General features: G+C 32.2%; 14 protein-coding genes and 4 tRNA genes. 16 read left to right on the forward strand and 2 right to left on the reverse strand.

Features of this window, described 5'->3' with window-relative positions; all coding sequences use genetic code 11:
• The first annotated feature begins 15 nt into the window (after positions 1 to 15).
• Complete coding sequence (locus tag AC5SL3_RS02545; protein WP_494578623.1) at positions 16 to 189, forward strand: hypothetical protein; 174 nt, start codon at positions 16 to 18, stop codon at positions 187 to 189.
• Positions 186 to 797, forward strand: a complete 612-nt coding sequence (locus AC5SL3_RS02550; protein ID WP_494578625.1) for a hypothetical protein — start codon at positions 186 to 188, stop codon at positions 795 to 797. Before AC5SL3_RS02545 ends, AC5SL3_RS02550 begins: the two co-directional genes overlap by 4 nt.
• Before the next feature lie 155 nt (positions 798 to 952).
• Here the strand turns inward: AC5SL3_RS02550 and AC5SL3_RS02555 are convergent.
• Together AC5SL3_RS02555 and rlmB are read right to left on the reverse strand one after the other, a co-directional pair.
• Positions 953 to 1,028: transfer RNA gene (locus AC5SL3_RS02555), tRNA-Thr, on the reverse strand.
• A gap of 33 nt (positions 1,029 to 1,061) precedes the next feature.
• Positions 1,062 to 1,805, reverse strand: a complete 744-nt coding sequence (gene rlmB, locus AC5SL3_RS02560; RefSeq protein ID WP_271617155.1) for a 23S rRNA (guanosine(2251)-2'-O)-methyltransferase RlmB — start codon at positions 1,803 to 1,805, stop codon at positions 1,062 to 1,064.
• Between the two features lie 131 nt (positions 1,806 to 1,936).
• Here rlmB and AC5SL3_RS02565 point away from each other — a divergent pair.
• From AC5SL3_RS02565 to rpsG, 14 genes are all read left to right on the forward strand, one after another.
• A tRNA-Tyr gene (locus AC5SL3_RS02565) sits at positions 1,937 to 2,022 on the forward strand.
• Between the two features lie 46 nt (positions 2,023 to 2,068).
• Positions 2,069 to 2,142, forward strand: a tRNA-Gly gene (locus tag AC5SL3_RS02570).
• 47 nt (positions 2,143 to 2,189) lie between these two features.
• Entirely contained in the window at positions 2,190 to 3,380 is a 1,191-nt protein-coding gene (gene tuf / locus AC5SL3_RS02575) for an elongation factor Tu (protein ID WP_271563404.1), read from the forward strand.
• A 7-nt stretch (positions 3,381 to 3,387) separates the two neighbouring features.
• A tRNA-Trp gene (locus AC5SL3_RS02580) sits at positions 3,388 to 3,463 on the forward strand.
• Between the two features lie 19 nt (positions 3,464 to 3,482).
• Complete coding sequence (gene secE / locus AC5SL3_RS02585; protein ID WP_006996799.1) at positions 3,483 to 3,674, forward strand: preprotein translocase subunit SecE; 192 nt, start codon at positions 3,483 to 3,485, stop codon at positions 3,672 to 3,674.
• On the forward strand, positions 3,674 to 4,204 hold the full coding sequence (gene nusG / locus AC5SL3_RS02590) for a transcription termination/antitermination protein NusG (RefSeq protein WP_006996800.1): 531 nt from the start codon (positions 3,674 to 3,676) through the stop codon (positions 4,202 to 4,204). The genes secE and nusG overlap by 1 nt, the downstream gene beginning before the upstream one ends.
• A complete protein-coding gene (rplK, locus tag AC5SL3_RS02595) occupies positions 4,204 to 4,629 on the forward strand; it encodes a 50S ribosomal protein L11 (protein WP_006996801.1) in 426 nt (141 codons plus the stop codon). Before nusG ends, rplK begins: the two co-directional genes overlap by 1 nt.
• Entirely contained in the window at positions 4,629 to 5,318 is a 690-nt protein-coding gene (rplA, locus tag AC5SL3_RS02600) for a 50S ribosomal protein L1 (protein WP_011282160.1), read from the forward strand. The genes rplK and rplA overlap by 1 nt, the downstream gene beginning before the upstream one ends.
• A gap of 5 nt (positions 5,319 to 5,323) precedes the next feature.
• Positions 5,324 to 5,824: a 50S ribosomal protein L10 gene (gene rplJ / locus AC5SL3_RS02605; RefSeq protein ID WP_006996803.1), complete on the forward strand. Its 501-nt coding sequence runs from the start codon at positions 5,324 to 5,326 to the stop codon at positions 5,822 to 5,824.
• Between the two features lie 27 nt (positions 5,825 to 5,851).
• Positions 5,852 to 6,217, forward strand: a complete 366-nt coding sequence (gene rplL / locus AC5SL3_RS02610) for a 50S ribosomal protein L7/L12 (RefSeq protein WP_006996804.1) — start codon at positions 5,852 to 5,854, stop codon at positions 6,215 to 6,217.
• A 55-nt stretch (positions 6,218 to 6,272) separates the two neighbouring features.
• Entirely contained in the window at positions 6,273 to 10,364 is a 4,092-nt protein-coding gene (gene rpoB / locus AC5SL3_RS02615) for a DNA-directed RNA polymerase subunit beta (RefSeq protein ID WP_494578628.1), read from the forward strand.
• Positions 10,365 to 10,366: 2 nt separating this feature from the next.
• Positions 10,367 to 14,536, forward strand: a complete 4,170-nt coding sequence (rpoC, locus tag AC5SL3_RS02620) for a DNA-directed RNA polymerase subunit beta' (protein ID WP_494578630.1) — start codon at positions 10,367 to 10,369, stop codon at positions 14,534 to 14,536.
• Positions 14,537 to 14,706: 170 nt separating this feature from the next.
• Positions 14,707 to 15,078, forward strand: coding sequence for a 30S ribosomal protein S12 (rpsL, locus tag AC5SL3_RS02625; RefSeq protein WP_006996807.1), 372 nt, complete (start codon positions 14,707 to 14,709; stop codon positions 15,076 to 15,078).
• Positions 15,079 to 15,080: 2 nt separating this feature from the next.
• Positions 15,081 to 15,551, forward strand: a complete 471-nt coding sequence (gene rpsG, locus AC5SL3_RS02630; protein WP_006996808.1) for a 30S ribosomal protein S7 — start codon at positions 15,081 to 15,083, stop codon at positions 15,549 to 15,551.
• The last annotated feature ends 5 nt before the right edge of the window (positions 15,552 to 15,556 follow it).

Genomic DNA, 15,556 nt, shown 5'->3' on the forward strand with positions numbered 1-15,556 from the left:
TAAAATATATTTTAAATGATTAGTAATTTTTTTAACTGGTGTGTTTATGTTTTAGAGTTTATTGGTGACTTCACAGGCATGGGCTATGAGCTTGCAAATATAGTTATCTTTGTTTTTCTTCAGCCTAGCTTAATAATACTATTTTATATGTTGTGGCGAATAGAAAAAAAGAAAAATAATTTGAAATGATTTATCCAAAGCTTATTAAAAAAGATCTTAAAAATGATATATTTGAGTATGATGGGGGAGATCTCTGGGTTAGAGAAAATGTATCGTTTTGGGATGATCAAGAGGTTTGTTGGGATAATGATATTTTAAGTTTTATAAAAGAAAAAACCTCTATCAAAAACTTTTTATGGAAAATTAATTATACAATTCCTTATGGTAATCAGATAGATGATTTAAAGCCCAATCAAGAATATAAGGTTGGAAAAGATAATAGATTTTTTTCAAGAATAGCTGAATTCAAATCAACTAATTTAGATATTATTAGTGATGTATTGTTATTTGACCCAATATTAATATCTGCTTTTATAAATAAGTTAGATGGTTTAGAAAAAATTAGTGTAGGAATAAATTTAATGGAGCCATCTGTTTTTGATACTGAAGATGATGACTGGATAAAAAATGGTTTAAAAAACCCTAATTGGAATACATCTGATTTTGACCCAGCTCAATCTGAAGATATTGAAGATATAAAATTGATCAAACAAAGTATTAGTCCTAAAATTAAATTTGATTTTATTCATCTTGACGATAAAGATTTATCTATCTTAAAAGACTACTCAATTATTTAAAGACACTTTAGTAAATATTTTTACCAATCTAAAATTTCACTACAATTTCACTACAACGAGTTCTACTTTCTTCCTTTGTATAGTCTTTGTTCTACTATTTTTTGTTATAGATTTTTTTCTAAATATTCAAAAAGTGAAATAAGTAAAGGATTGTGTGGTGCCCCCGCACGGAGTCGAACCGCGGACCTATTGATTACAAATCAATTGCTCTACCAGCTGAGCTACAAGGGCATAAACGATTTCTATTAAGAAATCTTAGACTAATCAAGAATTTTTTTTCAAATAACTTAAATGATGAAACACAATCGCTGCACTATTTGAGATATTTAAGCTTTCTACATCTTTATTTATATCAATCTTAACTAAAAAATCTGTGTATTTTCCAGTATGTTCTCTCATACCAAATCCTTCAGATCCAAACAAAAGAACATTCTTTCCTTCCCATTTGACATCTGTAAAGTCTTTTTCTCCTCTTGCATCAAACCCATAAACCCAAAAATTCTTTTCTCTTAAATTTTTAAGTGTTGAATTTATGTTTGATACTTCAAAAATATTAATATGCTCCATGCATCCACTTGCAGCTTTATACATAAGCTTACTATCAGACGGGAATTGTCTTTCTTTAACTATTAATCCATCTATATGAAATGAAGAAGCACTTCTAATTAACGATCCAATATTTCTAGGATCCGTTACTTCATCAATGCAAACAAATGTTAATTTATTTTTTCCTTTTATAAATTCTTTTAAGTCGGGTTGATCGATATGCTCAACTTCTGCAATGTACCCACCGTGCATAATTTGATCTTTAGAAGTATACTTATCTAATTCTTTCTTTGATTTAAAATAGACTTTAACGTCTTCAAGGACATTTTTCTTCGGATTCTTTCTATGAATATTTTTTTTACTTTCTTCCGTTAAAAAAACTTTTAAAACCTTTCTTTTTGGGTTTCTTAAAGCCTCAATTACAGCATGTTGACCAACGATTAAAAAAGATGATTTATTCATAAAATTATCTTTGTTTTATACGTATTTTCCTCCATTTTCACAGTAAATCTCGTGTTGCAATTGCATAATAAAAATATATAAAACGCATGTTGTTTGAAGCTTTATTGAGCAAGGGGACACTTCCCCAAAAAGGAGGGGTTCCAGAGCGGTCAAATGGGGCGGGCTGTAAACCCGTTGACTTCGGTCTTCGAAAGTTCGAATCTTTCCCCCTCCACCAATCAATAAAATTTTTTATAACAATGGAGTGTTATTCTTGATGTTGTGCGGGTGTAGTTCAATGGTAGAACGCTAGCCTTCCAAGCTGGATGTAAGAGTTCGATTCTCTTTACCCGCTCCAAGAAAAAAAGAAATTATTAATAAAACTAAAACTGAGGTAAAAACGTAATGTCAAAAGAAAAGTTCGTAAGAAATAAACCACACTGTAACATCGGTACAATTGGTCATGTCGACCATGGTAAGACAACATTAACAGCCGCTATCACTATTACATTAGCAGAACTTGGTGGAGGAAAAGCTGTTGCTTACGATCAGATTGATAAAGCCCCTGAAGAAAAAGAAAGAGGGATTACAATTTCAACTGCTCACGTTGAGTACGAAACTGAAAAAAGACACTACGCACACGTTGATTGCCCAGGTCACGCTGACTATGTAAAAAACATGATTACAGGTGCAGCTCAAATGGATGGAGCTATCTTAGTAGTTAATGCTGCTGATGGTCCTATGCCTCAAACTAGAGAACACATTCTTTTAGGAAGACAAGTTGGTATTCCTGCAATTGTTGTTTACTTAAATAAAGTAGATCAAGTTGATGATAAAGATATGATTGAACTTGTTGAAGAAGAAATTAGAGAACTTTTAACTTCGTACAAATATCCAGGTGATAAAACTCCTATCGTTAAAGGATCTGCATTAGCTGCTGTTGAAGGCAGAGATGAAGAAATTGGAAAAAATTCTATTGTAGAATTAATGAAAGCTGTTGATGAATTTATTCCTCAACCAACTAGAGATATTGACAAGCCTTTCCTAATGCCTGTTGAGGATGTTTTCTCAATTTCAGGTAGAGGAACTGTTGCAACTGGAAGAATTGAATCTGGTGTTATTAAAACAGGTGAAGAAGTTGAAATCGTAGGAGTTACTGCAACTAAAAAATCAGTTTGTACTGGTGTTGAAATGTTCAGAAAACTTTTAGATTCAGGTGAAGCAGGTGATAATGTCGGTATTCTATTAAGAGGTGTTGAGCGAGATGACATTCAAAGAGGACAAGTTCTTTGTAAACCTGCTTCAATTACACCTCACACTAAATTTGAAGCTCAGGCATATGTACTTAAAAAAGATGAGGGTGGAAGACACACTCCTTTCTTTACTAAATACAGACCTCAGTTTTACTTTAGAACAACTGATGTAACTGGAGAAGTTACATTGCCAGCTGGAACTGAAATGGTTATGCCTGGTGATGACGCTAAATTCACTGTTACATTAATTACTCCAATTGCGATGAGCGAAAAATTAAACTTTGCTATTCGTGAAGGTGGTAGAACAGTTGGAGCTGGTGTAGTAACTAAAATTATAGAGTAAACTCTATAGGAGTGTAGCTCAATTGGTAGAGTGCCGGTCTCCAAAACCGGAGGTTGAGGGTTCGATTCCCTCCGCTCCTGCCAATAAGCTAAACAGTATATTATGAAAAACCCGATAAAATTTATCCAAGAAGTTAAACAAGAAGCTTTTAAAGTTTCTTGGCCTACTGGAAAAGAGACAATGCAAGGTGCATTAATGGTATTTGCTATGGCAGTTATTATGTCTCTTTTCTTTTTGCTTCTTGATCAAGTACTTAAATTTTTATTGGAAGCTTTACTAAAGGTAAGTATTTAATGAAAAATTGGTATATTGTTCAATCTCACTCAAATTTTGAGAATAAAGTTGCTGGATTAATTAAGGAAGAAGCTGAAAAAGCAAAAATATCTGACAAAATTGAAGAAATTGTTGTTCCAACACACGATGTAACAGAAGTAAAAAGAGGAAAGAGAATTCAAAGAAAAAAGAAATACTTTCCGGGTTATGTTTTGATTAAAAGTGAAATGGATAATGACCTTTATCATTTAATTAAAAACTTAAAGCGTGTAAGTGGGTTTTTAGGTTCAAAGGGCATTCCCGTTCCTGTTTCTGATAAAGAAATAGAAAAGATTTTAGGACAAATAAAAGATGGTGTAGCTCAGCCAAAATCTGGTATAGAATACAGCATTGGTGAAAAAGTTCAGGTCGTTGACGGTCCTTTTGCATCATTCAGCGGTATGGTTGAAGATATAGATGAAGAGAAATCAAGACTTAAGGTTTCAGTTTCAATATTTGGAAGACCAACACCAGTTGATTTAGAATATAACCAAGTAGAGAAAGCAAGTTAATGGCAAAAGAAATTAGTGGATATATAAAATTACAAATTATGGGTGGCCAAGCCAATCCAGCACCACCAGTTGGTCCTGCGTTAGGTCAACGTGGAATTAATATAATGGAATTTTGTAAAGCTTTTAACGATAAAACAAAAGCTTTTGCTGGAAAACCAATTCCAGTAGTTATCACTGTATATAAAGATAAAAAATTTGATTTTGAAATTAAATCACCGCCAGCATCACATTTTATTAAAGAAGCTGCTAAACTTAAAGGTGGATCAAAAGAGCCTGGCAGAAGTATTGCTGGATCAATTACAAAAAAACAAGCAGAAGAAATTGCAACCCAAAAGATGAAAGATCTTAATGCTCACGATCTCGAGCAAGCGGTAAAAATTATTGCAGGATCAGCAAGATCAATGGGGATAGAGGTTAAAGACTAATGCCATCAAAAAGATTTAAACAATTACCTGAAAAAACAAAAGATTTAACTGCTGACGTTATTGAAAATTTATTAGCGACTGTTAAAAAAAATTGTACTACAAAATTTGATGAATCAATTGACTTGAGCTTTCAAGTGAACAACAAACAAAAAAAAGGTGAAGTAAATATTAGAACTGTAGTTAACTTACCTGGCGGAACAGGTAAAAAAGTGAAAGTAGCTGTTGTTTGTGAGGATACAAAAGCCAAAGAAGCCAAAGATGCTGGTGCTGATATAGTTGGTAGCGACGAATTTATAGATAAAATTAAAGCAGGTGAACTTAATTTTGAAAAATTAATTTGTACACCAGGTATGATGGTTAAATTATCTAAGCTAGGAAAAGTTTTAGGTCCAAAAGGATTAATGCCTAACCCAAAATTAGGATCAGTTTCAGAGGATATTAAACAAGCCGTAACAAATGCTAAATCAGGACAAGCAGAAATTAGAAACGATAAAGATGGAAATATTGGCGTGAGCATAGGTAAGAAATCTTTCCATGATGATCAATTACTTAAAAATTTTCATGCTATTTTAGATACTTTAGAAAAAGAAAAAGGAAACCTAACTTTAAAAGGTGACTTAATAAAAAATACTTTTATAACATCAAGCATGGGTGTTTCGTATAAAGTTAAATTAGGAAAAGCTATATAGTTATGATGAACAAGGAACAAAAAAAGAATTATATTAGTGAAATGGAAACACAGTTTCAAAATAATGAAGCTGTAATGGTAACTCACTATCAAGGACTTACAATGTCTCAACTTGATGAACTTAGAGCGCAAATGAGAGAACATGGCATTAAGTTCACTATAACAAAAAATAGAATTACAAAAATTGCACTAGAAAAAACTAAGTGTAAGGAGCTATCAAATTTATTTACAGGCGCTACTGCAGTTGCTTTTTCTAATGACGCGATAATATCAGCTAGAATTTTATCTAAATTTGCCAAAACAAACGAAAGTTTGAAACTTTTAGGTGGAATTATGGGTAATGAGGTATTAGACCAAGCTGCAGTTCAAAATGTAGCAAATTTACCAACACTTGATGAAGCAAGAGCTAATCTTGTCGGAATTTTGGCTACACCAGCATCAAAATTAGTTAGTATTTTACTTGCACGATCCGAAAAAATGAGTAGTTTGAGCCCAGAAAATTCTTAAAAAACAACCTAAAGAGTATAAAAAAATATGCCTGATCTAAACAAAATTATTGAAGACTTATCAAGTTTAACTGTCGTTGAAGCAGCTGAACTTTCAAAACAGCTTGAAGAAAAGTGGGGTGTTACAGCTATGGCTGCAGCAGCACCAGCAGCAGCAGCAGGTGGTGCAGCTGAAGAAGCAAAAGATGATTTTACAATCATGTTAATTTCTGCAGGTGATAAAAAAATTAATGTTATTAAAGAAGTTAGAGCAGCAACATCTTTAGGTCTTAAAGAGGCAAAAGATTTAGTTGAGGGTGCACCAAAAGAAGTTAAGTCTGGTGTAAACAAAAAAGACGCTGAAGAGATCAAGGCTAAGTTGGAAGCAGCTGGCGCAAAAGTAGAACTTAAATAAATTAATTAGAAAGATTTCATAACTGGTTAATTTATTAATCAGTGATTAGTATTAAATGCAATTATCTTTTACTCAAAAGAAAAATGTAAGAAAAAGCTTTGGAAAGCTTTCTGAAACTTTATCTATTCCAAATTTAATTGAAGTCCAAAAAAACTCATACAAACAACTTACTGATTTTGACAGTGAAGCTGGGGATTTATCAAAAGGATTTGATAGAGTTTTTAAAAGTATTTTTCCAATAGAAGATCTAAATGATAAAGCAACATTAGAATACGTTTCTTATAGACTTGAAAAACCAAAATTTGATACCGAAGAATGTATTCAAAGAGGATTATCTTTTACGTCAGCATTAAAATGTACTTTAAGATTGGTTGTTTACGAAATTGACCAAGAAAATAATACTAAAGATATTTTATCTGCCAAAGAGCAGGAAGTTTATATGGGTGAAGTACCTATGATGACTGATAGTGGAACTTTTATAACAAACGGTGTTCAAAGAGTTGTTGTAAACCAAATGCACAGAAGTCCGGGTGTTTTCTTTGATCATGATAAAGGCAAATCACATGCAAGTGGTAAATTATTATTTAATTGTAGAGTTATTCCTAACAGGGGATCTTGGTTAGATTTAGAATACGATGTTAAAGATTTTTTATATTTTAAGATTGATAGAAAGAAAAAAATATTTGCTTCAACTCTTTTGATGGCATTAGGTTTAACTAAATCAGAAATAGCGGATGAGTTTTATGATAAAGACACTTATTCATTTGATGCGAAAACAGGTAAATGGAAAACAAAATTTAATCCTGAAAATTACAAAGCAAAAAATTTTTCTGAAGAAGTTACTGACGCTAAAACAGGAAATGTAGTAATTAAGCTTGGGGATAAAATTAATTTTTTAACTGCTAAAAAGTTAGCTTCAGATGGACTTAAAGACATTCTTGTATCTCAAGAGTCTTTAATTGGAAAATATTTGCATAATGAAGTTAAAGTTAGTGATGATGAAGAAGAAGGTACTTTTGGAATAGGTACAGAGTTAAATGACACTATTATTAAGCAAATTTTAGAGGCTAATATTAGCTCAATTGAAATTTCTATTACTAATTCTATTAATAAAGGACCTTATTTATTAACAACAATTTTAAATGATAAAAATAATTCAAGAAATGATGCAATTACTGAAATTTACAAGGTTTTAAGACCAGGTGAACCACCAACAGTTGAGATTGCTACACAGATATTTAACAATCTATTCTTTAGTTCAGATAGATACGACCTTTCTGATGTTGGTAGAGTTAAGATGAACTCGAGACTGAACCTTGAGTGTTCTGATAAAATCACAATTTTAAGAAATGATGACATAATTGCTATCGTTCATAAAATGTTAGATTTAAGAGATGGTAAAGATGAAGTTGATGATATTGATCATTTAGGCAACAGAAGAGTTAGATCTGTTGGTGAACTTGTTGAAAACCAAGCGCGTATTGGTGTTTACAGAATGGAAAGAGCGATTAAAGAAAAAATGACAACACTTGATATTGAATCAGCAATGCCACAAGATTTGATTAACGCAAAACCATTAACAGTTTCTCTTAAAGATTTTTTTGTAAGTTCACAACTTTCTCAATTTATGGATCAAACAAATCCATTATCAGAAATTACACACAAAAGAAGAGTTTCAGCTTTAGGACCAGGGGGGTTAACTAGAGAAAGAGCTGGATTTGAAGTACGTGACGTTCATCCAACTCATTACGGAAGAATTTGTCCAATTGAAACACCTGAAGGACCCAACATTGGTTTGATTAATAGCTTATCTACTTATGCTAAAATTAATAAGTATGGTTTCATTGAAAGTCCTTATAAAAAAGTTCTAAACGGTGTAGTTCAAGATAAAGTTGAATATCTTTCAGCGATGGAAGAAACAAAATATACAATTGCTCAAGCTAATGCAAAAATAGATAAATCTGGAAAAATTTTAGAAGAACTTGTTCCTTGTAGAGAAAATTTGAACTTCGTTTTGTCAAATCCAAGTAAAATTGATTATATTGATGTTTCACCTAAACAGTTAGTTTCTGTTGCAGCCTCTCTAATCCCTTTCTTAGAAAATGATGATGCGAACAGAGCTCTAATGGGATCTAACATGATGAGACAAGCAGTTCCTTTATTAAAACCAGAGTCTCCTTTAGTTGGTACTGGAATTGAAAGTGATGTTGCTCTTGATTCAGGTGTAACTATTGTTGCTAGTCGTGATGGTACAGTAGATAAAATTGATGGAAAAAGAATTGTAATCAAAGCAACTGAAGAAACGGATTTCACTAAATCAGGTGTGGATATTTATAACCTGCAAAAATTTAAAAGATCAAACCAAAATACATGTATTAACCAAAAACCACTTGTTAGAGTAGGTGATAAAGTTAAATCAGGAGATATTATTGCTGACGGACCATCTACTAAACTAGGTGAGTTAGCACTCGGAAAAAATGTGACAGTAGCATTTATGCCTTGGCAAGGTTACAATTTTGAAGACTCTATTTTAATTTCAGAAAGATGTGTCACGGATGATGTATTTACATCAGTTCATATTGTTGAATATGAAGTTATGGCTAGAGATACAAAATTGGGTGAAGAAGAAATCACTAGGGATATTCCAAATGTAAATGAAGAAGCCCTAAAAAACCTTGATGAATCTGGAATTGTTTATATTGGTGCTGAAGTAAAAGCTGGCGATATATTAGTTGGTAAAGTTACACCTAAAGGAGATTCAGCATCTGGACCTGAGGAAAAATTATTAAGATCTATTTTTGGTGAAAAAGCAATCGATGTAACTGACACATCATTAAAGATGTCTCGAGGAAGCAGTGGAACGGTTGTTGATGTTAGAGTATTTAATAGACATGGTATAGAAAAAGATGAAAGATCTATTACAATTGAAAGAGCAGAAATTGATACTGTTCAACAAGACAAAATTGTAGAGGAAGAAATTCTAGAAAGAAGCATAAAACAAAGAGCTAATCAAATTTTATCAGGAGCTTCTTTAACTAAAAAAATAAAAGATTTAGACGAAGGTACCAAACTTGATCTTGAGACAATTAATAAAATTAATATTAATGATGTATTCAAAATAACAGTAGGCAATGTTAATGATGAAGCGAGTATTGCTCAATTAAAAGATCAATACAATCAAGCAAAACAAGATATTCAAGAAAGATTCGAAGATAAGGTTTTAAAGATTAGAAGTGGTGATGATTTATTACCAAGTGTTATGAAAATGGTAAAAGTTTTTGTTGCGATTAAAAGAAGATTAAGACCAGGTGATAAGATGTCGGGTAGACACGGAAACAAGGGTGTAGTCAGTAAAATTGTCCCTGTTGAAGATATGCCTTATAGGGAAGATGGAAGACCTGTTGACATTGTATTAAATCCACTTGGAGTTCCAAGTCGTATGAACGTAGGTCAAATCTTAGAAACTCACCTTGGTTGGGCTTGTAAAGAATTTGGTGAAGAAGTTAAAAGATTGGTTAATGAAAATAATAAAAAATTTGAAAAAACTGAAAAAATTTCATCATTCCTAAAATCTGTTTATGGTAAGGAAGTGTTTGATGGTGGAATTGATAAATTAAACAAAACTGAATTTTCAGATTTATGTGAAAACTTACAAAATGGTATAGCTATTTCAACTCCAGTATTTGATGGAGCTAAAGAAAAAGATGTTTCTGAAATGCTTGAGTTAGCAAAATTACCTACTTCAGGTCAAACTAATTTATGGGATGGTAGAACAGGTGAAATGTTTGATAGACCTGTAACTGTTGGTATTATTTATATGCTTAAACTGCATCACTTGGTTGAAGATAAAATTCACGCAAGATCTACTGGTCCTTATAGTCTTGTTACACAGCAGCCATTGGGTGGTAAAGCACAACTTGGTGGACAAAGATTTGGTGAAATGGAAGTGTGGGCTCTTGAAGCGTATGGAGCTTCGTACACATTACAAGAAATTTTAACAGTCAAGTCAGATGATGTTGCTGGAAGAGTTAAAGTTTACGAAACGATTGTTAAAGGTGAAGAGAATTTTGAGTCTGGAATTCCAGAGTCATTCAACGTTCTTGTTAAAGAAATTAAATCATTAGCACTAAACATAGAGTTAAATTAAATATGAAAAAAGAATTAACAGATTTATTTAAAAATAGTGAAGTTTCTGAAGCACAAAATTTTAATAGCATTAAAATTACTTTAGCTAGCCCTGAAAAAATTAAATCTTGGACATATGGTGAAATTAAAAAACCTGAAACTATTAACTATAGAACTTTTAGACCAGAAAAAGACGGTTTGTTTTGTGCTAGAATTTTTGGACCGATAAAAGATTATGAATGTTTGTGCGGTAAGTACAAGCGTATGAAGTTTAGAGGAATTATTTGTGAAAAATGTGGAGTTGAAGTAACAAAATCCAATGTAAGAAGAGAGAGAATGGGTCACATAAACCTTGCTACTCCTGTTGCACACATTTGGTTTTTAAAATCTTTACCTAGTAGAATTTCACTAGCTGTTGACATGAAGCTAAAAGAAGTTGAAAGAGTTCTTTATTTTGAAAACTTCATAGTTATTGAGCCGGGTTTAACTGGTCTTCAAAAAAATCAATTACTTAACGAAGAAGAATTAGCAAAATACCAAGACGAATTTGGTGAAGAGTCATTTGAAGCTGGTATTGGAGCTGAAGCAATTTTATCTATTCTTAAATCAATGGATCTTGAGCTTGAAAGAAAGCTTTTAATTAATACAATTAAAGAAACAAAATCAAAAGTTAATGAAGAAAGATCAATTAAAAGACTTAAATTGATTGAGTCATTTATTGAAACTGGTCAAAAGCCAGAATGGATGATTTTAACTGTAATACCAGTTATACCACCTGAATTAAGACCTTTAGTTCCATTAGATGGTGGAAGATTTGCTACATCAGATCTTAATGATCTTTATAGAAGAGTAATAAACAGAAATAATCGTCTTAAGAGATTAATGGATTTAAAGGCTCCAGATATCATTGTTAGAAATGAGAAAAGAATGCTTCAAGAATCTGTTGATGCGTTATTTGATAATGGTCGTAGAGGAAGAGTAATTACTGGAACTGGTAAACGTCCACTTAAATCTTTAGCAGAGATGCTTAAAGGTAAACAAGGTAGATTTAGACAAAACTTATTAGGAAAAAGAGTAGATTATTCAGGAAGATCTGTAATCGTTGTAGGGCCAGACCTTAAATTGCATGAATGTGGTTTGCCTAAGAAGATGGCTTTAGAATTATTCAAGCCATTCTTGTATGCTAGATTAAATAAATTAGGATTAGCTTCTACAATCAAACAAGCAAAAAAATTGGTAGAAAAAGAAACTAATGCTGTTTGGGATGCATTAGAACTTATTGTAAGAGAACACCCAGTTTTATTAAACCGTGCACCAACGCTTCACAGACTTGGTGTTCAAGCTTTTGAACCTAAGTTAATTGAAGGAGATGCAATTGAACTTCATCCTTTATGTTGTGCAGCCTTTAATGCTGACTTTGATGGTGACCAAATGGCTGTTCACGTTCCTCTAAGTTTAGAAGCCCAACTAGAAGCAAGAATTTTAATGTTATCAACAAATAATATTTTAAGTCCATCAAACGGTAAACCTATCATAGTACCCAGTCAGGATATGATCTTAGGTCTTTACTATTTATCTCAAGCGCCTTTTCAAACTGAAAAGCCAGATGGTTACTTCATAAATAATGATGAAATTGAACATGCACTATCTACAGGTCAAATAAAAGTTCACTCTACTATTGTTTCTAGATTTGAAACATTAGATGAGAAGGGAAACAAAAGAGTTGAAAAACACACAACGACAGCTGGAAGATTCTTATTAGCTAATTTACTTCCAAAACATAAAGATATTACTTTTTCAATGATTGATAGATTGCTTCCTAAAAAAACTGTTTCAGAAATTATTGATAGTGTATTTAGATTTTGTGGTCAGAAGACTACAGTTATATTTTGTGATCATTTAAAAGATTTAGGTTTCAAACATGCATTTAAAGCTGGTATTTCTTTTGGTAAAGACGATTTGGTTATTCCTGCAAATAAAGGACAACTAATTGAAGATACTAAAAAATTAATTGCAGATTATGAAAATCAATATTCAGAAGGTTTAATTACTAGAGGTGAAAAATATAACAAAGTTGTTGATGCTTGGTCAAAATGTACAGATAAAGTTGCTGGTGAAATGATGAGAGGTATTTCAGCCACTGAAAGTACTCCTGATGGCATGAAGATTAACTCAGTATTTATGATGGCAGATAGTGGAGCTAGAGGTTCAGCTGCGCAAATGAAACAGTTGGCTGGTATGAGAGGTCTTATTGCAAAACCATCTGGAGAAATTATTGAAACACCAATTATTTCTAATTTCAAAGAAGGTTTAACTGCACTAGAATATTTCAACTCAACACATGGAGCCAGAAAAGGTTTAGCTGATACAGCCCTGAAAACTGCAAGCTCGGGTTATTTAACAAGAAGACTTTGTGACGTAGCTCAAGATCTTACTATATCTAAAATTAAGTGTGATAATCCTGGGTTTATTGAATTAGGAGAAATTTTGGAAGGTGGAAATGTTGTTGTTAGTTTATCAGAAAGAGCACTTGGTAGAGTTACAGCTTTCGATGTAAAAAATCCAATCACTGGTGAAGTAGTTATTAAAAAAGAAACAATGATTGATGAAGCTGGTTGCGATAAAATTGATGCAGCTGGTGTTAAATTTATCAAAGCTTATTCAGTTATGACTTGTAGCTCTAAACTTGGTGTTTGTGCTACTTGTTATGGAAGAGATTTATCTAGAGGAAAAATGGTTCATGTTGGTGAAGCAATTGGTATGATTTCAGCACAATCGATTGGAGAACCAGGTACTCAGTTAACAATGAGAACTTTCCACGTTGGTGGTACTGCTTCTGTTAAACAAGAGTCTCAGATCGTAACGAAAACAGCTGGAACTTTAAAAATTATAAATTCTAACCTATTAGAAGATTCTAAGAAAAATTTAATTGTAATGGGAAGAAACACTCAATTATCAATTGAAGATAATAATGGAGTTCAAGTTGCTGTTTACAAAGTTGCTTACGGTTCGAAATTATTCTTTCAGAATGGTGATAAAGTTAAAGCAAATGAAAAAATTTGTGAATGGGATCCTTATACAACTCCAGTTATCGCAGAGAAAAGTGGTATAGCTGGTTATGTAGATTTAATTGATGGTGTTTCAATTCAAGAAACAACTGATGATGCAACAGGAATTTCATCTAAATCAGTTATTGATTGGAGAGCTCAATCTAAAAATACTGATTTAAAACCAAGAATTACTTTAAGAGATGATAAAGGTAATGTTATTAAAAAAGCTGACGATAATGAAGCCAGATATTATTTAGTTCCAGATTCAATTCTTTCAGTGAAAGATGGTCAAAAAATATTTGCTGGTGACATAATAGCTAGACTTCCAAAAGAAACTACTAAAACAAAAGATATTACTGGAGGATTACCTCGTGTTGCAGAATTATTTGAAGCTAGAAAAGCAAAAGATAGCGCAATAATTGCAGAAAATGATGGCCAAGTTTTATTTGGTAAAGAAGTTAGAGGTAAACAAAGAATTTCCATACAACCAGATAATGGTGAACCTTCAAATTATCTAATTCCAAAAGGTAAACATATTAATTTTAACCAAGGTGAAAAAATAAAAAAAGGTGAGTATCTTTTAGATGGACAACCGTTGCCACATGATATTTTAAGAATACTTGGTATAAAAGATTTAACAGAATACTTTGTTAACCAAGTACAAGAAGTTTATAGGTTACAAGGTGTAATTATTAACGACAAACATATCGAAACGATATTAAGACAAATGCTTAAAAAAGTTGAAATCAAAGAGTCTGGCGACTCGTCTTACTTACCAGGTGAAATGATTGACAGAATTAAGTTTGATAATACAAATGAAAAACTAGTTGCTGAAGGAAAGAATCCAGCATCTGGTGAAAGAGTTTTAATGGGTATTACCAAAGCTTCACTTCAAACTGAGTCATTTATTTCTGCTGCATCATTCCAAGAAACTACTAGAGTTTTAACTGATGCTGCGATTAAAGGTAAAGTTGATCCATTAAATGGCTTAAAAGAGAACGTTATTGTAGGTAGATTAGTTCCAGCTGGAACAGGTCACATTAAGAATAAATGGAACAAGAATGCCATTGATGCTGATAATAAATTCTTAGCTGAGCAAGAGAAAATCGAGCCTTTAGAGGCTTCAGAAACTCCAGCAAATTAATAAAAAAAACACGTTTAACTTGTAGTTTTAGTTTGACAATCAGAGATTTAATAGTATTTTGACGCTGTTTTTGGTTGGAATGTAGTACCTACTTTACGGAACTAAACGCTGCCACAAAATAACCTGTCAGTTATTTTCACTCAAAAATATATTAATTAATTAAAAAATTTATGCCAACTATTAACCAGTTGTTAAGAAAAAAAAGAATTAAACCTGTTGCTAGGAATAAAGTTCCTGCACTTCAGAAACAACCTTTGAAGAGAGGCGTTTGTGTAAAAGTTTACACAACAACTCCTAAAAAACCCAACTCAGCATTAAGAAAAGTTGCTAGAGTTAGACTATCTAATGGTTTTGAAGTTACAGCTTATATTGGTGGTGAAGGTCATAATTTACAAGAACACTCAGTTGTTTTAATTAGGGGTGGTCGTGTAAAAGATTTACCTGGTGTTCGTTATCATATCCTTAGAGGAAACCTAGACACACAAGGTGTTGCAAATAGAAAGAAACGTAGATCTTTGTATGGAACTAAAAAAGGTAAATAATTATGTCTAGAAAAAAAACACAACCCAAAAAAGTTGTTACTCCAGACCCAATATTTAATTCTACAATAATCCCTAAATTAATTAACTCAATAATGTACGACGGCAAAAAAGTAGTTGCTGAAAAAATTGTCTATGAAGCTATAGAAAAAATAAAATCAAAAACAAAAGAAGAGCCCATTAATGTTTTTAATGAAGCAATAAATAACATCAAACCTACTGTAGAAGTTAGATCACGTAGAGTAGGTGGCGCAACTTATCAAGTTCCTGTTGAAGTTAAAACTAAACGTGCACAAGCACTAGCAATTAGATGGTTAGTTGATGCTTCTAGAAAAAGAAAAGACAAACATATGTCAGATAAAATTTTTAACGAACTGTATGATGCTTATGAAAAAAAAGGTTCTGCTGTTAAAAAAAGAGAAGATGTACATAAAATGGCAGAATCAAATAAAGCTTTTGCACATTTTAGGTGGTAATAAAT

Source organism: Candidatus Pelagibacter sp. PS_34 (genome assembly GCF_059417845.1).

Excerpts from the sequence above, each read along its gene's own strand:
- AC5SL3_RS02545 (WP_494578623.1), top strand. The coding sequence starts at position 16 with ATGATTAGTAATTTTTTTAACTGGTGTGTTTATGTTTTAGAGTTTATT.
- AC5SL3_RS02550 (WP_494578625.1), top strand. The coding sequence starts at position 186 with ATGATTTATCCAAAGCTTATTAAAAAAGATCTTAAAAATGATATATTT.
- rlmB (WP_271617155.1), bottom strand. The coding sequence starts at position 1,805 with ATGAATAAATCATCTTTTTTAATCGTTGGTCAACATGCTGTAATTGAG.
- tuf (WP_271563404.1), top strand. The coding sequence starts at position 2,190 with ATGTCAAAAGAAAAGTTCGTAAGAAATAAACCACACTGTAACATCGGT.
- secE (WP_006996799.1), top strand. The coding sequence starts at position 3,483 with ATGAAAAACCCGATAAAATTTATCCAAGAAGTTAAACAAGAAGCTTTT.
- nusG (WP_006996800.1), top strand. The coding sequence starts at position 3,674 with ATGAAAAATTGGTATATTGTTCAATCTCACTCAAATTTTGAGAATAAA.
- rplK (WP_006996801.1), top strand. The coding sequence starts at position 4,204 with ATGGCAAAAGAAATTAGTGGATATATAAAATTACAAATTATGGGTGGC.
- rplA (WP_011282160.1), top strand. The coding sequence starts at position 4,629 with ATGCCATCAAAAAGATTTAAACAATTACCTGAAAAAACAAAAGATTTA.
- rplJ (WP_006996803.1), top strand. The coding sequence starts at position 5,324 with ATGAACAAGGAACAAAAAAAGAATTATATTAGTGAAATGGAAACACAG.
- rplL (WP_006996804.1), top strand. The coding sequence starts at position 5,852 with ATGCCTGATCTAAACAAAATTATTGAAGACTTATCAAGTTTAACTGTC.
- rpoB (WP_494578628.1), top strand. The coding sequence starts at position 6,273 with ATGCAATTATCTTTTACTCAAAAGAAAAATGTAAGAAAAAGCTTTGGA.
- rpoC (WP_494578630.1), top strand. The coding sequence starts at position 10,367 with ATGAAAAAAGAATTAACAGATTTATTTAAAAATAGTGAAGTTTCTGAA.
- rpsL (WP_006996807.1), top strand. The coding sequence starts at position 14,707 with ATGCCAACTATTAACCAGTTGTTAAGAAAAAAAAGAATTAAACCTGTT.
- rpsG (WP_006996808.1), top strand. The coding sequence starts at position 15,081 with ATGTCTAGAAAAAAAACACAACCCAAAAAAGTTGTTACTCCAGACCCA.